This is a genomic window from Stenotrophomonas sepilia (assembly GCF_003244875.1).
Lineage (GTDB): Bacteria > Pseudomonadota > Gammaproteobacteria > Xanthomonadales > Xanthomonadaceae > Stenotrophomonas > Stenotrophomonas sepilia.
Window position 1 is genome coordinate 112,543 of sequence record NZ_LXXZ01000013.1, and the last position, 20,527, is coordinate 133,069.

Here is a 20,527-nt window from a genome sequence, read left to right on the forward strand (position 1 = left end):
ACGCATGAGCAGCAAATCCCACGCCGCGACCGCCACCGAACCCGGCAGGCCCGGCAGTACCTATTCCGATGGCCCCGTCTGGCACGCCTTCGGCCTCAGCCGCGCCGCCTATCACGTGGTGCCGCGACGCACCCTGCAGTCGATGCCGGTCGAGTGGCAGGCGCGCTTTGTCGCGCTGATCGAGGAAGCACGCGAAGTGCTTCCTGATGAGGCTTTCCCTGAGTACCAGGTGATTCGCATCGACGCCGGCCGGTTCGCCTCCGACCCGAACCGGCGCTATCGCCATGCCGCGCCCTTCCCCCTTCGCTCCGCTGGCGCCGAGCAGGCGTCCCAGATAGCGCCGCTCGCAGGCGCGTTCGTCAACACCGACACCCAATTCAAACAGGCCCGCCGATGACCGCGAACCTCACGCTTCTTCCCACGAACTGTCCCGTTCTGCGCGACGCGTTTGAAACGATCAGCGCGATCGCTGTCGAGGCTGTGTGGCTGCCCAACCAGGCGAAGGCCATCACCCTCGCGCAGGCCCAGACCGCGCTGCGAGACCTGCACCACCGCCTGCCGCGCTTGCAGGATCTGCGCGTGTTCGAAGCCGCCGTAACCGCCTATGTGGCGACTCTGCGCAGCAGCATGCAGGACGGCGACACGCCGCTCTGCGATACCACCCGTGCCCGGCTGGCGCAGGCGACCGAATTACTGGAGCTGGTCAGGAATCAGTCCCGGACCGCTGTCGATCCAGCGGACCCGTGGCGTGGCCTGTACCACCCCGGTCGGCTCCCAGCGCGCAACGCCGTCGGCGAGATCCCGTGCCATCCGGATGTGCCAATGTGGGCTGACGGTCGCGAGGTGTCGTTGCGGCCGTTGTTCCTCGCGCAGGGATTCGACCTGCAGGTGACGTTTGGCGACTTCACCGAAGAAGCCGTGGAGAGCGGCGACCATCGTTATTGGGACGAGATGCGCGCGTGGCAGCCCATTGGCCCCGGCGCAGATTGGCGCCTGGTGTGGCTGGGTGATACCGAAGATGGCCCAGCCGCATGGTTCGTGCGACCGCTTGCTGCCGAGGCGATCATCGCCTGGGAGGCAGCACATGGCTGACGGTTCCCGCTCCTTCAACTTCCCGTCGCCACAGGTCTCCCGCCTGCGCCCCGGCGAGATCGTCGTGGATCTGTTCGCCGGCGGTGGCGGCGCATCGGAAGGGCTTAAGCAGGCCATCGGCATCGATCCCGCCCTTGCCTACAACCACGACGAGCTGGCCATCGGCATGCACGCCGCCAACCACCCCCTGACCCAGCACCACCGCGAGGATATCTGGCACGCAGACCCACGCGTCGACGTGGCCGGCCGGCCCATCGGCTGGTTCCATGCCTCGCCGGACTGCACGCACTTCAGCCAGGCCAAGGGCGGCCAGCCGCGCAGCCGCAAGACCCGCGCATTGTCGTGGGTGGTGCTGAAGTGGGTTGGCCAGCTGCTGCGTGCTGATCGGCTGCACGGGACCAACACCGCGCCGCGCATCATCTCCATGGAGAACGTGTGGCAAATCCTGACCTGGGGTCCGCTGGTGGCAAAGCGCTGCTCCAGGACCGGCCGGGTGGTCACCCTAGACTTGGTCCAGGCCGTGCATCCTGAGTCGGGAAAGCCGCTGTTCCGGCGTGGCAAGCCGGTCATGGTCAACCGAGTCGCCGACAAGGGCGAGCGGGTGCCCGTCGAGCGCCAGGCTCTTGTCCCCCATAAGCGCTACAGCGGCCGCACTTGGCGGCAGTTCGTCGCAGCACTGCGGGCGCTGGGCTACGCGGTGGAGTGGCGCAAGCTGGTGGCCAGCGATTACGGCGCCGGCACCAGCCGCGAACGCCTGTTCCTGCTCGGCCGCCGCGATGGCCAGCCCATCGTGTGGCCCGAGCCGACCCATGGCACAGCCCCGGGACAGAAGCCGCGCGTGACTGCTGCTGACTGCCTGGACTTCTCGATTCCCTGCCCGTCCATCTTTACTCGGGACCGGCCGCTGGCCGACGCCACCATGCGCCGCATCGCCAAGGGCGTCATGCGGCACGTCATCAACTCGGCCGATCCCTTCATCGTCCCTGCAACGCACCAGGGCGGCGATCGCGTGCATAGCGTGCGCGACCCCATGCGCACCATCACCGCCGCCAATCGCGGCGAGCTGATGCTGGTGGCGCCCGAGCTGGCGCCGTTCCTCACCGAGCATGCCAACGCAAGCCGTCAGCGGACGATGGCAGCGGGCGAGCCACTTCCTACCGTCTGCGCCGGGGTGAAGGGTGGGCACTTCTCGGTGGTATCCCCGACACTTGTCCAGACCGGCCATGGCGAGCGCGCGGGCCAGGCCCCTCGTGCGCTGGATCTGCAGCAGCCGCTGGGCACGATTGTCGCGGGCGGTGTAAAGCACGCTGTGGCCGCGCCGCATCTGGTGAAGTTCCGCGGCGACAGCATCGGCACGGCGGCCACTGAGCCCGTGCCGACGATCACTTCTGGTGCTGGTGCAGCTAGGCCGGCCGGCGCAGCGCACGCTCTCGGTGTGGCCGCCGCCTCGCTGGTCACGCTGCGACGGAACATGGTCGGCGCCGATGCGCGCACGCCGCTCACCACAGTAGCCGCTCAGGCGGAACACCACGCGGTATCCAGTGCCTTCATGGTCCAGGCCGCACACGGCGAAGGTCGAACTGGCGGCGTCCAACGCTGGGGAACTGGCAGCAAGGATGCTCGCTCGCCGGTCGGCACGGTCACTGCCAGTGGCAACGGCGGGCATGCCGTTGCGGAGGCGGAGCTGGCGCGACTTTCACCTGAGCAAGAGGCAGGCGCCCTGCGGGTGGCAGCGTTCCTGGTGAAGTACTACGGCAGCGGCATCGCCGTGGATCTGCACGACCCAGTGGACACGGTGACTACCAAGGATCGCCTGGCGCTGGTCACCGTGGTCATCAAGGGCACGCCCTACGTCATCGTGGATATCGGCCTGCGCATGCTCAAGCCGCATGAGCTGTTCCGCGCGCAGGGCTTCCCGGTGACCTACGTCATCGACCGCACCGCCGACGGCACCGTACTGAAGACCACGGCCCAGGTGCGCATGTGCGGCAATAGCGTCAGCCCACCGCCGTTCTACGCCTTGATCGACGCCAACCTGGACCCGGTGGCTTTGCCGCAGGCGGACGCCGCATGAGCATCCGACGCCAGCACGCCAACAACGGCATGGCCGCCGGCGGCCGTCCGATCCGCATCCCCCGCTCGATCGACAGCGTGCGCTCGCACCTGAAGCGCCACCTCCTGGAGGAAGGGAAGCGCATGCAGGACCTGGCTGACGTCTGGGGCTGCTCGAAGCACAACGTCTACGACCTGTTCTACCGAGACCGGCCCATCTCACCGAACCACATCGAGCTGGCCGCCAGGATGCTCGGTCTGGACGAATTCGACACCAACGAGCTGCGCCTGCTCGGGGCACGTGAGGCCGGCTGGCAGATCGACACCAACTTCCTACTGGAGAAGAACGCATGACCACCGACAAGAAGACCCTGGCGGACGTGAAGCCCGGTGGGAGGGTGAGGCTGGGGGATCAGGCCGATGGAGTGAACCCGACTGCGCAGGCCGTGGACCTGGAACGCTTCCGTGGCACGGTCAAATCCCAGTATTCCATGACTGAGTGGATGCACCGATGCGGATTTGTATCGGCAGAGAAGCCGGAAGAGAGCAAGAAGAACCACGACTACCTGATGGCCCTGATCGACAGCCAGGCGGTGGGCAATGGCTGACCGCATCCCCTACCGCCGCACTGGCGACGATATGGATCTGCCCGAAGGCAAGACCTGCGGCGACTGCGTGCACTGCCGGCGATGCACCGCAATGTTCGGCCACATCCCTGCAGACGAAAGCTGTGACTGGTCGCCGTCTCGATTCCGGGCGGTCGAAGGAGCCACGCCTTGATCGGCGAGATCCTCCAATTCCGCGACCTGCAGGAACTCTGCCAGCCCGGGAAGCGCCCGCGACTGGCAACGGTCGAGCGCTGGGCGCGCGATCGCCACATCCGCTTTCAGTACGACGCCTGCGGTGGAATCTGGACCACCACGACAGCATTGAACGAGGCCCTCGGCCTAACTGCACCTGCCAGCAATGGCGACACCTATTCCACCGACCTGCTCTAACGGAAACAGCGACGAAACATGGCACGTCCTCGCAAGGTTCCATCGAACCTCCCCAAGCACATCGACTACGGCAAGGTGCCACAAGGCGTCTACTGGGACGGGACCGGCCGTGGGCGATGGTATGTGCGCGATGCACATCCGGAGGGGCATGGGACGAAGTGCAAGACTGTGGCCGGACCGGCGGCACGCCTATCGGATCTGCATGCGATCGCGGAAGCTCGCGGGGGCGAGGCACAGAGGGGTACCGTCGCCTACGTCATCGACCAACACGCGAGGAGCTTCGCGTTCACCCAGCTCGGGACCACCACACAGCAGCATTATCGTGACTACGCAAAGGCGATCAAGGTGTTCCCTCTGAAGAACGGGAGCAAGCTGGGTGATGCCGTAGTGGACCGCCTGTCGCCAGGGTTCATCCGCCGGCTGATCGACATCATTGCTCAAGGCCGACCAGGAACCAGACCAGGTGATGCTGCCGTTCCTGGCTACCCCACCAAGGCGAATCACTGGCTCAGCTACCTACGCCGCGTCTTTGGCTGGGCACGCGAGCATGACCATGTGACGACCAACCCCGCCGCCGGCATCAAGAAGGTCAAGGAGAAGCGCGACCACCGTATGCCTGAGCGTGATGTCTTCCGCCGAGTCCAGGACTACGCACGTCGCTGCAGCGAGCGCGGCGCGCGCGAGAAAGGAGCACTGCCAGTCTACCTATGGGCGGCCATGGAACTGGCCTACCAGGCACGTTTGCGCGGCATCGAGGTGCGCACGTTGACCGATCACCATGTAGAGGGCGAGGTTCTGCAGACCAACCGCCGCAAGGGCAGCCGCGACAACCTGGTGCGCAAAGGTGAGCAGACTCAGGTGGCGATCAAAGTCCTGCAGGATCGGCGCACGGCCATTTGGGCCAAACGTGGCATCACACAACTTAATGCGCCACTGTCGCCAAAGGCCCGGCCGCTGTTCGTCAGCGAGGACGGAGAAATGCTCACCGGGCACGGATGGCACACCACCTGGGGTCGCCTGATGCGCAATGCGGTCAGGGACGGCATCATCACGGAGGACGAGCGCTTCGCTCTACACGGATTGAAGCACCGAGGCGTTACCGACACTAATGGCAACAAAAAGGAAGCCAGTGGCCACAAGACTGATGCAATGCTGCACGTCTATGACCACTCACTTCCGACGGTTGATGAGGCTGGCCGGGGCACGTAGCCCTTCGGAACGGACCTCTCCTCAAAGCTTCGCGATGCGGGTCAGGTACGCCAACCTCGGTCAAGAAAAGCGTTGAGATCGTCACGCTTCCAAGGTGCAGCGCCCTGATAGAGCTGCAACTTCTTACCGACGCGCGAGCGATTCTCATCGGTCATGTCGTAACCGCGCGTTTTGAGGTACTGATCGATGAAGTAGCTGACCTCATATGACTCGGACATCGACACGAAAATTCTGTCGATGGGGCCCCTGTAGTGCTTATTGTCGTTCGTGTTCCAGTTCATAGCATTGAACTCAAGTTGCATCTACGTCTGATTCGTCCGGCAGCAGCGCTGCCATCTCACCGCTACCGATCTGGAAGAGCGGCACCGGAAGCACCGGCAAAGACGCCCGCTTGAGCGTATCAAACACATGCTGCCGCCAGAACGGCCAAGCGTTGTGAACGCAGTTCAGGCGAACAAACTTCATGAAATCTTCTCGCGCAGGATCAGAAATCACTTGGTAGACGACAGCAAACGACGTTTCAAGCTCAAAAAGCAGACGTTGCTCAACACTTTCGTCCTCACCCCCATCTTGGGGCGCTGCATGCAAGCCACGCAAGCCCAAATGGACGATGACACGCAGGAGATCGTGGGTGTTGCCTTCGTCATCCGTGATCTCAAGCCGCTGAGGCGTAACTCCCTTGCGGGTTTGAGCGCCTAACTGACCGTCGTGCAAGCCAGGGAAGTACTCAATGCCCCGTTTGAGATGAGTTTCCCAAAGCTGCACATCCATCAAGGAGAAGTGCTGGGAAGGATCGAATGTCATCGTTGGATTGCTCACAGTGCTACGGCCAAACGCTGCTTCGACCAACCATAGCGATCGTCGTTTGCTGAACGTCGCGGGGATTCATCCCAAGCGCACGTATAGAGTGCAGCGTGGGTCGCCCCAAGAGTGCGTATAGGCGACCAGAGCAGATCAATCGCGTCAGTGCCACACGGATCATCAATACGCGCTCCCACCACGTCGACGCAGCGCTGCAAGTCACCGGCGACAACTCGCGGCAGGATTTGCCTAGCTTCAGGCGAAAGCGCTAGCAAACGCATCAACAAGTCCATCTGACGAGATTGCACGACTTCGCCGCGCTCGTATTTGGAGAACGCATTGGCGCCGCCACCCAAGAATGTGACAGCCTGAGCCTGAGACCATCCAAGCGCCTTCCGCCAATCACGGATCTGATCCGAGCTCATCAGCCCATCCGCGTGACGCTTAGCGTCCGCGAACAAGCGCTGATTCACCTTCGCTTGTTCCGGGGTAGCCATTTCTTCACCGCAGGCGTCGCAACGCGACAACTGCACATTGGGCACAAGCAATTGCTTGCCACCGTGCACGATGGTCTCGCTGTCGGTGAAGATGTGCAGTTCACCCTTTTCACAATAGGGGCAAAGTTGCATGGTCAACCTTTTCTCTGAAGATGGAAGGAGCCCAGAGCCACCTGGGAGAGCGTAGCGTTCGAGCGCTCGCTCAGTTTCACGTAGAGGGCGTCAATTCCGCGGCTATGCGGAAAGCACGGCTTGTAGACATCGAATTGAATTTCGGACCCGTCAGGACCAGATGCCACGTAGCGGCCGGCGTAGTCTGCGGGAGTAAGCGCTTCCAAGCACTCGCACACGTCATTGAAGCCATAGCCCAAGTTGGTCACATCGCGTTGGACGGTCCGATTTATGGTGACACGCCGGCATCTAGCGGCCTCGTGAATGCGGTCTAGTTCGTATAGTGGAGCGCTCACGGGATGAAATCAACCATCATGGTTAGGTCCGGTAGCTTGAGCTTAAGGCACCTCGACTCCCCGAGAGGTTCCTGAACCGAGCATAGCAAAGCCCGCCCGAACCGGGCACATTTTCGGGAGTCATTTCAGGATGGTGATGCGGAATTCAAGCTAAGCCATTGATTTCAATGGCGCGCCCGACAGGAATCGAACCTGTAACCGCCGGCTTAGAAGGCCGGTGCTCTATCCAGTTGAGCTACGGGCGCCCGAACCGGAACGGTGTCCAATCCGACGTGGCGTGGGATTGGTCGGGGTAGAGGGATTCGAACCCCCGACATCCTGCTCCCAAAGCAGGCGCGCTACCAGACTGCGCTATACCCCGGTCTTGCAATCCCCTCGGGTTGGGCCCGGGGAGTTGTTCATTGTCGCCAAGCGCGTTGGGAACTGTCAACGAAGGATGCACAGAACCCGGGCCTGCCACAACGCCGAAAGCAGTCATCGGCTATGCTCACGCCCATCGGCCGGATGGCCGTCCCGACCTTCATCCGCACGGAGAACACGCATGCGCAGCGGCAACCCGGCTCTTTCCGAGTCGACTTTCCTCGACCTCGCCAGTGGCTCGGTAGTGACCAGCCCCGACCAGGTCATGACCCTCAATGGCACCGCCAACAAGACCGGCATCCTGCTGCTGTTGACCGTGCTGACCGCGGCGTTCGCCTGGAGCCAGGCGGTCGACGAGTACGGCCAGATTTCCGGCAGCGCGAGCCTGTACGCCATCGGCGGCGCGATTGGCGGCCTGGTGCTGGCACTGATCACCATCTTCAAGAAGGAATGGTCGCCGGTCACCGCGCCGATGTACGCGCTGGTCGAAGGCCTGTTCCTGGGCGCCGTGTCGGCCCTGTTCAACATGAAGTATCCGGGCATCGTGTTCCAGGCGGTGCTGCTGACCTTCGGCACCCTGGCCGCCCTGCTGTTCGCATACCGCAGCGGCCTGATCAAGGCCACCGAGAACTTCAAGATGGGCGTGGTCGCCGCCACCGGCGGCATCGCCCTGCTCTACCTGGCCTCGTTCGTACTGGGCTTCTTCAACATCAACGTGCCGGTGATCCACGACTCCAGCTGGCTGGGCATTGCCTTCAGCCTGTTCGTGGTGGTCGTGGCCGCGCTGAACCTGGTGCTGGACTTCGATTTCATCGAGTCCGGCGTCGCCCAGCGCGCGCCGAAGTACATGGAGTGGTATGGCGCATTCGGCCTGATGGTGACCCTGGTCTGGCTGTATGTGGAGTTCCTGCGCCTGCTGTCGAAGATCCAGCAGCGCTGAACCGGACAGAGCCATAAACGACAAAGGGCGCCTTCGGGGCGCCCTTTTCTCTTTGTAACGCGTGGCTGCTGCATTTCCCGGCTAGCCAGCCACGCCAGCCACGCCAGCCTGTGCAGCGTAGTGCGCCGCAAGGTGCTCGACCAGCGCGCGCACCTTGGGCGCGAGCGCACGTGCATGCGGGTACAACGCGAAGTAGCGCCGCTGGCCGGCATGCCAGGCCGGCAGCACGCGGATCAGACGACCGGCGCGCAGGTCCTCCTGCACGGTCAACGCGGTGAACAGGCTGATGCCCATTCCGGCCAGCGCGGCGGCGTACAGCGCAGGCGTGGCATCCACACGCAGGCGCTGCCCGGCTTCAACGCTCACGCAGGCGCCGCGCGGCCCCTGTAACTGCCAGGGCGGCATTGATGGGGTGGGACTGAAACCCAGCAGCGTGTGCTGCTCCAGATCCGCAGCCTGCCGCGGCAGGCCATGCCGGGCCAGGTAGGCCGGTGCGGCGACCAGGATGCGCGGGCAGCTGGCCAGCTCGCGCGCGACCAGCTGGCTGTCCGGCAATGAAGCTGCAATGCGCAGCGCCAGGTCAAAGCCACCACCGACCACATCCACCACCTGATCATCCGCCGACAGGTCCAGCGTGACCTGCGGGTAACGCTGCAGGAACGAGGGCAGCCAATGCGGCAGTTCCTGGCTGGCCACTACCTGCGGCACGCTGATCCGCACCCTGCCACTGGGTTGCGCCTGCCCGGCGCGGGCACGATCGTCCGCCTCCTGCAGGCGGTCCAGCAGCGTTGCCGCCTCGCGGTAGTAATCGCGCCCGGCCTCGGTCAACGACAGCCGACGGCTGTTGCGATCGAGCAGGCGTACCTGCAGGTGTTCTTCCAGCTGCCGCAGCTGCCGCGACATCGCCGAGTGGGTGGTCCCCAGGCGCTCGGCGGCCGCGGTGAAACTGCCCGCGTCAACGATGGCGCGCAGCGCGCGCAGGGCGGCGAAGTGATCCATCGGCGGGCAGCTCCACGTGGCGGGGCCCACGGCATGCGGGCCCCGCCAGCTTATCAAGCGCCGTCACCGGCCTTGCGTACCGGCAGCGCCAGGATCGCGTCGGTGCTCATGACGTCGCCGAAGGCGTCTTCGATCTGCGCCAGCGAGGCCTCATGCAGCGCGCGATGATCGATGCGACGGCCGCCGGCCAGATCCAGATCACGGCTGGCGCTGGCATCGGACGAGACGATCACCCGGTAGCCACGTGGGGCGGCCGCTGCGTCGCGCGCGGCACCGGCCACACAGGCATGGGTCTGCAGGCCAGTGACGATCAGGGTATCGATACCGGCATTCTTCAGCATCGGGTCGAGCACGGCTGCGGACGCGCCGGCGAACACGCTGACATTGTCCTTCTGCACCACGGTCTCGCCCTGGCGCGGCTGCAGGTCGCGATGGAAGGCGGCATTGACGCTGCCCTGCGCGAACAGGGGTGCGCCGGCCGGCAGCACGTGCTGGACATGGATCACGCGGATGCCGTGGGCATCGGCGAATTCGACTACCCGCCTGGCCTGACGCAGTGCGGCCACGCCATCGGGAATGACCATGCGGCCACCCGCAAAGCCCGGTACGGCCCTGGCATCGAAGTACTCGTTCTGGAAGTCGATCACCAGCACGGCAGTCTTCGCCGCATCCAGCGAGGTCGCGACCGGCGCACCCGCCATATGGCGGATGGTGGCATGGGCCGGCTCGGCAGCAGCAACCGGGATGGTGGCGGTCATGCCGAGCAAGCTGGCCAGGCCGAAGGCGGTGAGATTCATGGAGCGACTCCTGTGCAGTGGAAAGTGGGCACAGGATGCGGAGCGGATGGCGCACGAACCAGCCGTGAAACAGCACATGATCTGTGCGATATCAGCACAGACCGCTTCTGTGGAGTCGAGCCATGCTCGACTCTACAGAGGCGGAAAAACGCAACGGGGCGCCCGAAGGCGCCCCGCTGTGCGTCCGACCGAGGTCGGCCGGCCGCTTACAGGCGGCTGGCAATGGCCTTGGCAAAGCTCATGGTGGTGCCGGTGCCCCCCAGGTCGCCGGTCAGCGAATCCTTGGCTTCCATGGTCGCCACGATGGCCTTGCGCAGGCGCTCGGCGTTTTCCGGCTGGCCGATGTGGTCCAGCATCTGCGCGGCCGCCAGCAGCAGCGCGCACGGATTGGCCTTGCCCTGGCCGGCGATGTCCGGCGCGGTGCCGTGCACGGCTTCGAAGATCGCCGCATCCTTGCCGATGTTGGCGCCCGGAGCCAGGCCCAGGCCGCCGACCAGGCCGGCGCACAGGTCGGAGATGATGTCGCCGAACAGGTTCGTGGTGACGATCACATCGAACTGTTCCGGGCGCATCACCAGCTGCATGCAGCAGTTGTCGACGATCATTTCCTGGAACTCGATGTCCGGGTACTGCGCGGCCACTTCACGGGCGACATTCAGGAACAGGCCCGAGGTCGACTTGATGATGTTGGCCTTGTGCACGGCGGTGACCTTCTTGCGGCCGGTGCTCTTGGCCAGCTCGAAGGCGTAGCGCACGATGCGCTCGGAGCCCTTGCGGGTGATGCGGGTGCCGGAGAAGGCGGTCTCGCCGTCGGCCGACACTTCCTGGCCTTCGGCCAGGTAGGCACCTTCGGTGTTCTCACGGACGGTGATCAGGTCGACGTTGTCGAAACGCGACTTGGTGTTCGGGAAGGTGTGGGCCGGGCGCACGTTGGCGTACAGGTCGAAGTGGCGGCGCAGGCTGACGTTGATCGAGGTGAAGCCACCACCGACCGGGGTGGTCAGCGGGCTCTTCAGCGCGACCTTGTTGCGCGCGATCGATTCCAGGGTCACCGCCGGCATCAGGTCGCCGTGCTTTTCCAGGGCCACCAGGCCGGCGTCGGCGTCTTCGTACTCCAGGCCAGTCTTGAGCTGGTCGAGCACGAACAGGGTGGCGTCCATGATTTCCGGGCCAATGCCGTCGCCGCGGATGACCGTAATTTTCTGCGTCATTGATCGATGTTCCGAACAGGGGGAAAAACGCCGTCCGGACGTGCCCGGAAACGCCGGCGCAAAGGAAGTTTCACCGGCAATTATGCCTGAGCCGGGGCCGAGGTCCCAAATAGACCATGGTCCCAGTCCCCGGCTCAGGCAGAATTGCCCGCGCATCGCCCCTCTACCCCCGCCCTGTCGGCGCGCCCCTTCAACAAGAAGGGGCTCCTGGGCTGTTGGATCGCGGGACAGGCCCCCTCGAGGGCCCGGTAGTGCCGGCCGCTGGCCGGCAACCCCGGCCATGTCGGGTTCAGGGGATGCCGGCCGCTGGCCGGCACGACCCTCAGTGCTCGTGCGCGGCTGGCGCGGCGGCGCCGCCTTCGAGCTGGTCGAGGAAGTCGACCGCGCGGCGCAGGTGCGGGATCACGATGGAGCCGCCTACCACCAGGCCGACCGAGAAGGTCTCGAAGAACTCCTCACGGGTCACCCCGGCGTCCTTGCACTGGGCCACGTGGTAGCTGATGCAGTCGTCGCAGCGCAGCACCATCGAGGCCACCAGGCCCAGCAGCTCCTTGGTCTTCACGTCCAGCGCGCCGGCCTGGTAGGTCTGCGTATCCAGCGCGAAGAAGCGGCGCACCACCTGGTTCGGTTCGCCCAGGATGCGCTCGTTCATGCGCTTGCGGAACTCGGTGAACTCGGCGATGCGGTCCTTGCTGCCGTCGTCGGCCGCGCTCATGCCTGGCCCTGCCCGGCCAGCAGCGGCTCGAGCTTGCCTTCACGGTGCAGGGCCATCATGTCGTCGTAGCCGCCGACATGGACGTCGCCGACGAAGATCTGCGGCACGCTGGTGCGGCGGGTCAGCGCCATCATCTTCTCGCGCTCGGCCGGGTCCAGGTCGATGCGGACCTCGGTCCACTGCTGGCCCTTGCTCTTCAGGAAGTTCTTGGCGGCCACGCAGTACGGGCAGACGGCAGTGGAATAGATGGTGATGGCGGGGGCACCGCCGGCGGTCTGGGCTGTCACGGGAAACTCCACGATGGATCGACGGTCTACATATGGTACCGGTGCGCTGGAATTTCCACGCCACGGCCGCAACACTGTGGATTAACGAATGGTTGCCCCCCGCCCTGCCACGCTTGGCGCGCCCCGCCCGAGGACCTTCTGCTTGCGAGCCCTGCTGCTGACTACCGCCGTCACCCTGGCCCTGGCCATGCCGCTGGCCCAGGCCCAGGAGAAGCTGCCCGACATCGGCTCTTCGGCCGGCGAGCTGCTGACCCCGGCCCGCCAGGCCGAGTACGGCGCGATGATGCTGCGCGAGCTGCGCAACTACGGCTACCTGCTGGAAGATCCGCTGGTCAACGACTGGCTGCAGACCATGGGTACCCGGCTCGGCTCCAACAGTGACCAGCCGCGGCAGCCGTACACCTTCTTCGTGATGAACGACCGCCAGATCAACGCGTTCGCCACGCTGGGCGGCTACATCGGGGTCAATGCCGGACTGGTGCTGACCGCCGAGCGCGAGGACGAGGTCGCTGCGGTGCTGTCCCACGAAATCGCCCACGTCACCCAGCAGCACGTGCTGCGCGGTGTCGAGCGCGCCCAGCGCGACCAGATCCCGATCCTGCTGGGCATGCTGGCGGCGGTAGTGGCCGCCCAGGCCAGCAACAGCACGTCGTCCGGCAACGCGACGATGGCGGCGATCAGCTCCGGCATGGGCCTGATGCAGCAGCGGCAGATCAACTACACCCGCTCCAACGAGTCCGAGGCCGACCGCCTCGGCATCCGCACCCTGTCGCGCAGCGGCTACGACGTGGATGCCATGGCCGGCTTCTTCGAGCGGATGTCGGCAGCCATGCGCGGCAACGAAGGCGGCTACAGCGTGCCCGAGTTCCTGCGCACCCACCCGGTCAACATCACCCGCATCAGCGAGGCCAAGTCCCGCGCCCAGCAGATGAAGAAGGATACGGTGCTGCTCACCACCAGCACGCCCACCGGCGAGCGCAAGGAGCGGGTGGACCCGGCCGATCCCAGCCTGGGCGAGCCGCTGCTGCGCGGCAACAATCCGCTGCTGCCCGGCAGTGTGCTGCGCCTGCCGATCGGCCAGCTCAACCGTGGCGCCAGCGGTGACTTCGAGTGGGCGCGTGAGCGCCTGCGCGTGCTCAGCGCGGACTCCACCCCCGAGCTGGAGCGCGAGTACGCCGACCTGGCCAAGCGGCAGAAGGACGGCCTCAACGATGCGCAGCGCTACGGCCAGGCGCTGGCGGTGATGCGCGGTGGCCGTGCCGGTGCCGGCCAGGCCCGGCAGACCCTGGCCGGCCTGCTGCAGACCCACCCCGGCAACCTGTGGCTGGCGCTGGGCCTGGGCGAGGCGGAGTCACGCGCAGGCCAGGCGGCCCAGGCCAACAGCCGCTTCGAGCAATTGTTGCGCGAACACCCCAACAGCCGCCCGGTGGCACTGACCTATGCCGAGATCCTGAACGAACAAGGCAGCCGCGAAGCCGGCCAGCGTGCGCAGGCGATGCTGCGCCCCCTGCTGTCGCAAAGTGGTAACGATCCGGTCTTCCAGCAGCGTTTCGCCCGCGCCAGTGAGTTGGCTGGCGACAGCGTGCGCGCCAGCGAGGCCTATGCCGAGGCCGCCTTCCTCAGCGGGCGGCCAGAACAGGCGCTGATGCAGCTGCAGGCGCTCAAGCGCAACCCGGCGCTGGATTACATCGGCCGCGCGCGGGTTGACGCGCGCATCGAATCGATCACCCCGACGGTGCTGGAACTGCGCCGGCAGGGCGTGCAGGACCCGGATCTGGACCGTCGCTGAGCACCGCATGACCGGCCGATGGCAATCCAGGCCGGTTCCGGCCGGGTAGTCACAAACATGTCATCAAACCGTAGTCTACTGGCACCACTCCAGTAACCGAGCCCTACGGTGTCCTCGTGCAGAAACGCATCCTGATCGTCGATGACGAGCCCGCGATCCGTGAAATGGTCGCCTTCGCCCTTCGCAAGGGCGATTACGAACCGGTCCACGCCGGCGATGCCCGGGAGGCCCAGACCGCGATCGCCGATCGCGTTCCCGACCTGATCCTGCTGGACTGGATGCTGCCCGGCACCAGCGGCTTGGACCTGGCCCGTCGCTGGCGCAAGGAAACGCTGACCCGCGAAGTGCCGATCATCATGCTGACCGCCCGCGGCGAGGAGAACGATCGCGTCGGTGGCCTCGAGGCCGGTGTCGATGACTATGTGGTCAAGCCGTTCTCGGCACGCGAACTGCTGGCCCGCATCCGCGCGGTCATGCGCCGCGCCCGCGAAGATGACGAGGACGGCAGCGTAGCCGTCGGCCCGATCCGTATCGACGGCGCCGCCCATCGCGTGTTCGCCAACGACCAGCCGGTGCCGATCGGCCCGACCGAATACCGCCTGCTGCATTTCTTCATGACCCACCCGGAGCGCGTCTACACCCGCGCGCAGCTGCTGGACCATGTGTGGGGCGGCAGCGTTTACGTGGAGGAACGCACCATCGACGTGCATATCCGCCGCCTGCGCAAGACGCTGGAGCCGTTCAACGCCGAGAACATGGTGCAGACCGTGCGCGGCGCCGGCTACCGCTTCTCCACCGCCACCTGAGTCTCGTCGTGCCGGCACCGCGCACCTGCAGGTGCCGGTGCCGGCAACTCTGCTATAACCCTCGGTTCACCCCAGTGAACCGCCGCACCTCAACGACGAGATCGCAATGCCCCGCCACATCCGCTCTGCCTGGTTGAAGACCCTGGCCACCGTTGCCGCGGTGCTGCTGTTCGCCGGACTGGTGGGGTGGTTCACGGGCCATCTGTGGTTGTGCATCGCACTGGGCGCGCTGGCGACCCTGGCCTGGCATTACTGGCGCCTGCGCAGCGTTCTGCGCCGGCTGACCGCTCGCCAGCGCTGGGACACCGCCGAAGAAGGCACCGGCGTCTGGAACGAACTGGACCGCCTGCTGTACCGCAACCAGGTGGAAATGCGCGTGCGCAAGCGCCGCCTGCTGGACATGCTGCGCAGCTACCGCGCCGCCGCCGCCGCGCTGCCCGATGCTGTCGTCGTGCTGGATCGCAACAGCCAGCGCGTGCAGTGGTTCAACGAAGCGGCTACCGCCCTGCTCGGCCTGCACCATCCCGGCGACCTTGGCGAGGCCCTGGTCGAGCGCCTGCAGCCGATGCCGCTGGCGCACTGGCTGGCCGGTGGCCGCAATGCCGAGCCCATCCTGGACGTACCCTCGCCGGTCGATCCGGCGATCCGCCTGAACCTGCGCCTGATTCCCTATTCGTCGGACTACTGGCTGCTGATCGCGCGTGACGTCAGCAAGCTGCTGCGCCTGGAGCAGGTGCGGCGGGATTTCGTCGCCAACGTTTCACACGAGCTGCGCACGCCGCTCACCGTGGTCCACGGCTATCTGGACATGATGGACCCGGAGGATTTCCCGGGAACCGGACCGATGCTGGAAGAAATGCGCAAGCAGAGCCAGCGCATGGCCCAGCTGGTGGAAGACCTGCTGACCCTGTCGCGCCTCGAATCGCAGGAACACAGCGAGGACGAGACCGTGGCCATGCAGCCGATGCTGGCCACCCTGCGCCGCGAAGCCGAAGCGCACAGCCAGGGCCGCCACCAGATCAGCATCGACGACCTGGCCGGCGTTGACCTTCAGGGCTCGACCAAGGAGCTGCACAGCGCCTTCTCCAACCTGGTCACCAATGCGGTGCGCTATACGCCGGCCGGTGGCCGCATCGCGGTGGAGTTCCGCCGCGAGGGCGACGGTGCGGTGCTGGCGGTGCGTGACTCCGGCTACGGCATCCCGGCCACCCACCTGCCGCGCCTGACCGAACGCTTCTACCGTGTCTCCAGCAGCCGCTCGCGCGAAAGCGGTGGTACCGGCCTGGGCCTGTCCATCGTCAAGCACATCCTCGGCCTGCACCACGCACGGCTGGAAATTGAAAGCGAAGTCGGCAAGGGCTCGGTGTTCTCCTGCCATTTCGATGCCGACCACGTGCGCCCGCGCGAGTCCGCCCCCCTGACCTCCATCGAAGAATGACGCCATGAGCAGCCTCGGATCCCTCCCCCTCCCCGTGAGCCCGGACAACGATCCGTTGCGTGACCCGGCGCTGTACATCAATCGCGAACTGTCACAGCTGGATTTCAACTTCCGCGTGCTGGCCCAGGCGATGGACCCGCAGGTGCCGCTGCTGGAGCGCCTGCGCTTCATGTGCATCTCCTGCACCAACCTCGACGAGTTCTTCGAGATCCGCGCCGCCGCCGTGCGCCACGCGCAGGAGTACGGCCTGCCACCCGCACCGGACGGGATGAGCCCGCAGGCCATCCTGAGCGCCATCCATGACCGCGCCGCCGAACTGGTGGACCAGCAGTACCGCTGCTGGAACGAGACGCTGCGGCCGGCGCTGATGGAGGCCGGCATCGGCGTGCTCGGCCGCCACTCCTGGACCGACCGCCAGAAGCGCTGGCTGCGCGCCTACTTCCGCAACGAGATCATGCCGGTGCTGTCGCCACTGGGCCTGGACCCGGTGCACCCGTTCCCGAAGATCCTCAACAAGTCGCTGAACATCGTGGTGGTGCTCAAGGGCACCGATGCGTTCGGCCGCGCCGGCCACCTGGCCATCGTGCGTGCGCCGCGCTCACTGCCGCGCATCATCCAGCTGCCGGAAAAGCTCGGCGGGCCCCAGAACTTCGTGTTCCTCTCGTCGGTGCTGTCGACCTTCGTCGATGAGCTGTTCCCGGGCATGGAAGTCCAGGGCGCCTACCAGTTCCGCGTCACCCGCAATTCCGAGCTGGTGGTGGACGAGGAGGAAGTGGAGAACCTGGCGCTGGCACTACGCGACGAACTGGTCGACCGCGGCTACCGGCCAGCGGTGCGGCTGGAGATCGCGCACGACATGCCGCGCGAGATCGTGCGGACCCTGCTGCAGAATTTCGGCCTGACCGAGAACGCGGTGTACCGCATCGATGGCCCGGTCAACCTCAACCGCATCATCCAGCTGTACGACCTGATCGCGCAACCGGACCTGAAATACCCGCCGATGACCCCGCGCACGCTGCGCGACAGTGACGGCATCTTCGAGACGGTGGCGCGCCAGGACCTGCTGCTGCACCACCCATTCGACGCCTTCACCGCAGTGCTGGACCTGATCCGGCAGGCGGCAATCGATCCGAACGTGCTGGCGATCAAGCAGACCCTGTACCGCACCGGCAAGGACTCACTGATCGTCGATGCGCTGATCCAGGCCGCGCGTAACGGCAAGGACGTGACCGTGGTGGTCGAACTGCGCGCCCGCTTCGACGAAGAAGCCAACCTCGGCCTGGCCGATCGCCTGCAGGAAGCCGGCGTGCAGGTGGTGTACGGCGTGGTCGGCTACAAGACCCACGCCAAGATGCTGCTGATCGTGCGCCGCGAGGGCCGCAAGCTGCGCCGCTACGTGCACCTGGGTACCGGCAACTACCACAGCGGCACCGCCCGCGCGTATACCGACATCAGCCTGATCACCGCCGATGCGGACATCGGCAATGACGTGCACCTGCTGTTCCAGCAGCTGTCCGGGCTGGCGTCGAAGATGAAGCTCAAGCGCCTGCTGCAGTCGCCCTTCACCCTGCACACCGGCATCCTCGGCCGCATCGAGCGCGAGACGCGCATCGCCGCCGCTGGCCGCCCGGCGCGGATCATCGCCAAGATGAACGCACTGAACGAACCGCAGGTGGTGCGCGCGCTGTACGCCGCGTCGCAGGCCGGCGTGCAGATCGACCTGATCATCCGCGGCGCCTGCACGCTGCGACCGGGCGTGCCGGGCATCTCGGACAACATCCGCGTGCGCTCGATCGTCGGCCGCTTCCTGGAACACAGCCGCGTCTACTGGTTCGGCAACGACGGCGCACCGGAAATGTACTGCGCCAGCGCGGACTGGCTGGAACGCAACCTGCTGCGCCGGGTCGAGACCTGCTTCCCGATCCTCGATCCGGAACTGGCCAAGCGGGTCTACCGCGAAGTCCTGCAGAACTACCTTGACGACAACCTCAACGCCTGGGAACTGGACGCGCACGGCATCTACCACAAGCGTGCCCCAGCCCACGACGAAGCCCCGCATTCGGCGCAGATGGCGTTGATGCAGGGGCTCTGACCCTGCCCCGGTAGATCCCGACCGCTGGTCGGGGTTCGATCGCCACGGGGTCAGATCCCTTTCCTGCGGGAAAGGGATCTGACCCCTTGCAGTCCTGCGGCACGCCCTCTTCCAAAATGTGAAGGCCGCGCGGTGACGAGCACACCGCCCCTTCGGCTAACATTCGTCCATGCCGCATACCACCACGACTCCGCCCGCATTGCAGGATGGCGACCTGCTGGCCGCCATCGACCTTGGCTCCAACAGTTTCCACATGGTCATCGCGCGCTATACGCTCGGCCAGCTGCGGGTGATCGACCGCCTGCGCGAGACGGTGCGCATGGCCGATGGCCTGGATGGCAAAGGTGGTCTCTCTTCCGCTGCACGCCAACGTGCACTGGAATGCCTGGCCCGCTTCGGCCAGCGCATCCGCAATGTGCCGCCGCACCGGGTGCGCGCGCTGGCCACCAACACCGTGCGCCAGCTGCGCTCGCCGCAGTCGTTCCTGGTACCGGCCGAGACCGCACTGGGGCATGCCATCGAAGTGGTCAGCGGGCGCGAAGAAGCGCGCCTGATCTACCTGGGCGTGGCCCACGCGCAACCGCCCAAGCCCGGGCAGCGCCGGCTGGTGATCGACATCGGCGGTGGCTCCACCGAGTTCATCATCGGCATGGGCATGCAGACCCTGGAGCGCGAAAGCCTGCAGGCCGGCTGCATCGCCAGCACCCGGCGCTTTTTCCCCGGCGGCAAGCTGAGCAAGAAGCGCTGGAAGGACGCGCTGGCCGAGATTGGCCGCGAGTTCCAGCCTTTCGCCAGCAAGTACCGCGCGCTGGGCTGGCAGGAAGCGTTGGGCTCTTCGGGCACGCACAAGGCGATCAGCGAGATCTGCGCGACGATGAAGCTGAGCAAGGGCGCCATCACCGCCGAGGCCCTGCCGCAGCTGCGCGATGAACTGCTGAAGGCCAAGAAGATCGACGACATCCAGCTGCCGGGGCTGTCCAGCGACCGCCGCCCGATCATCGCCGGCGGCATCCTGGTGCTGGAAGCGGCCTTCCAGGCGCTGGGCCTGCAGAAGCTGCTGGTCAGCAAGGCGGCGATGCGCGAAGGCATCCTGTATGACATCGTCGGCCGCGCCGGCGAGAACGACCTGCGTGACGAATCGGTGGCTGCTCTCAGCCAGCGCTACGGTATCGATACCGTCCAGGCCGAGCGCGTGCAGGACACCGCGCTGTCCCTGCTGGAACAGGTGCAGGAGCGCTGGAGGCTCGATGCCGACGATGCGCGCATGCTCGGCTGGGCCGCGCGCCTGCACGAGCTGGGCCTGATGATCGCGCACAGCGGCTACCACGTGCATGGCAGCTATGTGCTGGAACACTCGGATATCGCCGGCTTCTCGCGCCAGGAGCAGCAGATGCTGGCGGCTCTGGTGCGCAGCCACCGCCGCAGCGTGACCAAGACCGCCTTCGACGCCCTGCCCGAGCGACTGCTGCTGACCGCACGCCGGCTGGCGGCCCTGCTGCGGCTGGCGGTGCTGCTCAATCGCGCCCACGAAGACGATCCGCTGCCGGCACTGGAACTGACCGCCGACGACAACCGGCTGTCGCTGATCGTGCCGCAGGCCTTCATCGATGCCCGCCCGCTGCTGCGCGCGGACCTGATCGGCGAGACCGATGGCATCGCCGGGCTGGGCATCCAGTTCCGTCCGTTCGTGGCCTGAATACGCTGTCCGCTGTTGTCCACAGGACAACCGAGGTGACGCATTTCCCACTCCCACTTTGCGCAGTCTGGCGGTTTTTTGTGCTGCTCCGCACCACAACGGCGCGCTGTGGGCCATCGCTGCCATCACGTAAGCGCCTGCTTTTGTTCACGTTTTGTGAAGGCTGGCGCGGCCGCGTGACATGAATGGATACGAACTCTTTACAGAGCATTAACTAACGAGACTACTATCGGGTCACCGGCTCGGTCATCGACCCTGCTGGCTCCTTCGACGCCCCCTTT

General features: G+C 65.8%; 22 protein-coding genes and 2 tRNA genes. 13 read left to right on the top strand and 11 right to left on the bottom strand.

Going from position 1 to position 20,527, the window contains the following annotated elements; translation table 11 throughout:
- Positions 1 to 4 precede the first annotated feature (4 nt).
- The 7 genes from A7X97_RS01495 (at position 5) to A7X97_RS01530 (ending at position 5,351) form a co-directional block, all read left to right on the top strand.
- Positions 5 to 397, top strand: coding sequence for a hypothetical protein (locus A7X97_RS01495; RefSeq protein WP_111007521.1), 393 nt, complete (start codon positions 5 to 7; stop codon positions 395 to 397).
- Positions 394 to 1,092 carry a hypothetical protein gene (locus A7X97_RS01500; protein WP_111007522.1) on the top strand — a complete coding sequence of 233 codons (699 nt, stop codon included), beginning with the start codon at positions 394 to 396 and terminating at the stop codon, positions 1,090 to 1,092. Before A7X97_RS01495 ends, A7X97_RS01500 begins: the two co-directional genes overlap by 4 nt.
- Positions 1,085 to 3,166: a DNA cytosine methyltransferase gene (locus tag A7X97_RS01505; RefSeq protein ID WP_111007523.1), complete on the top strand. Its 2,082-nt coding sequence runs from the start codon at positions 1,085 to 1,087 to the stop codon at positions 3,164 to 3,166. The genes A7X97_RS01500 and A7X97_RS01505 overlap by 8 nt, the downstream gene beginning before the upstream one ends.
- A complete protein-coding gene (locus A7X97_RS01510; RefSeq protein WP_111007524.1) occupies positions 3,163 to 3,498 on the top strand; it encodes a hypothetical protein in 336 nt (111 codons plus the stop codon). The genes A7X97_RS01505 and A7X97_RS01510 overlap by 4 nt, the downstream gene beginning before the upstream one ends.
- A complete protein-coding gene (locus A7X97_RS01515; protein WP_111007525.1) occupies positions 3,495 to 3,752 on the top strand; it encodes a hypothetical protein in 258 nt (85 codons plus the stop codon). The genes A7X97_RS01510 and A7X97_RS01515 overlap by 4 nt, the downstream gene beginning before the upstream one ends.
- Positions 3,753 to 3,920: 168 nt before the next feature.
- A complete protein-coding gene (locus A7X97_RS01525; RefSeq protein WP_088431035.1) occupies positions 3,921 to 4,142 on the top strand; it encodes a hypothetical protein in 222 nt (73 codons plus the stop codon).
- A gap of 18 nt (positions 4,143 to 4,160) precedes the next feature.
- Complete coding sequence (locus tag A7X97_RS01530) at positions 4,161 to 5,351, top strand: site-specific integrase (protein WP_245884919.1); 1,191 nt, start codon at positions 4,161 to 4,163, stop codon at positions 5,349 to 5,351.
- 41 nt (positions 5,352 to 5,392) lie between these two features.
- On the opposite strand, the gene A7X97_RS01535 is transcribed toward A7X97_RS01530, so the two are convergent.
- From A7X97_RS01535 to A7X97_RS01560, 6 genes are all read right to left on the bottom strand, one after another.
- Positions 5,393 to 5,653 carry a hypothetical protein gene (locus A7X97_RS01535; RefSeq protein WP_146260225.1) on the bottom strand — a complete coding sequence of 87 codons (261 nt, stop codon included), beginning with the start codon at positions 5,651 to 5,653 and terminating at the stop codon, positions 5,393 to 5,395.
- The gene (locus A7X97_RS01540; RefSeq protein ID WP_111007528.1) at positions 5,643 to 6,155 is read right to left on the bottom strand and encodes a hypothetical protein; all 513 of its coding nucleotides are present in this window, start codon (positions 6,153 to 6,155) and stop codon (positions 5,643 to 5,645) included. The genes A7X97_RS01535 and A7X97_RS01540 overlap by 11 nt, the downstream gene beginning before the upstream one ends.
- 11 nt (positions 6,156 to 6,166) lie before the next feature.
- Positions 6,167 to 6,781 (bottom strand): type II toxin-antitoxin system MqsA family antitoxin, encoded by a 615-nt coding sequence (locus A7X97_RS01545; protein ID WP_111007529.1) that lies wholly within the window; start codon positions 6,779 to 6,781, stop codon positions 6,167 to 6,169.
- A gap of 2 nt (positions 6,782 to 6,783) precedes the next feature.
- Positions 6,784 to 7,116 carry a type II toxin-antitoxin system MqsR family toxin gene (locus A7X97_RS22320; protein ID WP_111007530.1) on the bottom strand — a complete coding sequence of 111 codons (333 nt, stop codon included), beginning with the start codon at positions 7,114 to 7,116 and terminating at the stop codon, positions 6,784 to 6,786.
- 168 nt (positions 7,117 to 7,284) lie between these two features.
- Positions 7,285 to 7,361 (bottom strand) — tRNA-Arg (locus A7X97_RS01555).
- Positions 7,362 to 7,400: 39 nt separating this feature from the next.
- Positions 7,401 to 7,477 (bottom strand) — tRNA-Pro (locus tag A7X97_RS01560).
- A 180-nt stretch (positions 7,478 to 7,657) separates the two neighbouring features.
- Between A7X97_RS01560 and A7X97_RS01565 the strand changes: the two genes are divergently transcribed.
- Positions 7,658 to 8,416 (top strand): Bax inhibitor-1/YccA family protein, encoded by a 759-nt coding sequence (locus A7X97_RS01565; RefSeq protein ID WP_072168268.1) that lies wholly within the window; start codon positions 7,658 to 7,660, stop codon positions 8,414 to 8,416.
- An 81-nt stretch (positions 8,417 to 8,497) separates the two neighbouring features.
- Here A7X97_RS01565 and A7X97_RS01570 read toward each other — a convergent pair whose 3' ends face one another.
- The 5 genes from A7X97_RS01570 to grxC all read right to left on the bottom strand — a co-directional run bounded on the left by A7X97_RS01570 (position 8,498) and on the right by grxC (position 12,425).
- On the bottom strand, positions 8,498 to 9,415 hold the full coding sequence (locus tag A7X97_RS01570; protein WP_072168269.1) for a LysR family transcriptional regulator: 918 nt from the start codon (positions 9,413 to 9,415) through the stop codon (positions 8,498 to 8,500).
- Between the two features lie 53 nt (positions 9,416 to 9,468).
- The gene (locus A7X97_RS01575; RefSeq protein ID WP_088496165.1) at positions 9,469 to 10,212 is read right to left on the bottom strand and encodes a cysteine hydrolase family protein; all 744 of its coding nucleotides are present in this window, start codon (positions 10,210 to 10,212) and stop codon (positions 9,469 to 9,471) included.
- Between the two features lie 206 nt (positions 10,213 to 10,418).
- Positions 10,419 to 11,423 carry an isocitrate dehydrogenase gene (locus A7X97_RS01580; protein ID WP_012479261.1) on the bottom strand — a complete coding sequence of 335 codons (1,005 nt, stop codon included), beginning with the start codon at positions 11,421 to 11,423 and terminating at the stop codon, positions 10,419 to 10,421.
- Positions 11,424 to 11,745: 322 nt separating this feature from the next.
- Entirely contained in the window at positions 11,746 to 12,138 is a 393-nt protein-coding gene (locus A7X97_RS01585; protein ID WP_004154542.1) for a carboxymuconolactone decarboxylase family protein, read from the bottom strand.
- A complete protein-coding gene (gene grxC / locus A7X97_RS01590; protein ID WP_004154541.1) occupies positions 12,135 to 12,425 on the bottom strand; it encodes a glutaredoxin 3 in 291 nt (96 codons plus the stop codon). Before grxC ends, A7X97_RS01585 begins: the two co-directional genes overlap by 4 nt.
- A gap of 142 nt (positions 12,426 to 12,567) precedes the next feature.
- Between grxC and A7X97_RS01595 the strand changes: the two genes are divergently transcribed.
- From A7X97_RS01595 to ppx, 5 genes are all read left to right on the top strand, one after another.
- Entirely contained in the window at positions 12,568 to 14,214 is a 1,647-nt protein-coding gene (locus tag A7X97_RS01595) for a M48 family metalloprotease (RefSeq protein WP_065197179.1), read from the top strand.
- 116 nt (positions 14,215 to 14,330) lie between these two features.
- A complete protein-coding gene (gene phoB, locus A7X97_RS01600; protein ID WP_005408258.1) occupies positions 14,331 to 15,020 on the top strand; it encodes a phosphate regulon transcriptional regulator PhoB in 690 nt (229 codons plus the stop codon).
- Positions 15,021 to 15,126: 106 nt separating this feature from the next.
- Positions 15,127 to 16,458: a phosphate regulon sensor histidine kinase PhoR gene (phoR, locus tag A7X97_RS01605; RefSeq protein ID WP_061479944.1), complete on the top strand. Its 1,332-nt coding sequence runs from the start codon at positions 15,127 to 15,129 to the stop codon at positions 16,456 to 16,458.
- Positions 16,459 to 16,462: 4 nt separating this feature from the next.
- Positions 16,463 to 18,550 carry a polyphosphate kinase 1 gene (gene ppk1 / locus A7X97_RS01610; RefSeq protein WP_053500783.1) on the top strand — a complete coding sequence of 696 codons (2,088 nt, stop codon included), beginning with the start codon at positions 16,463 to 16,465 and terminating at the stop codon, positions 18,548 to 18,550.
- A 169-nt stretch (positions 18,551 to 18,719) separates the two neighbouring features.
- Positions 18,720 to 20,246, top strand: a complete 1,527-nt coding sequence (gene ppx, locus A7X97_RS01615) for an exopolyphosphatase (RefSeq protein WP_005415458.1) — start codon at positions 18,720 to 18,722, stop codon at positions 20,244 to 20,246.
- Positions 20,247 to 20,527 lie beyond the last annotated feature (281 nt).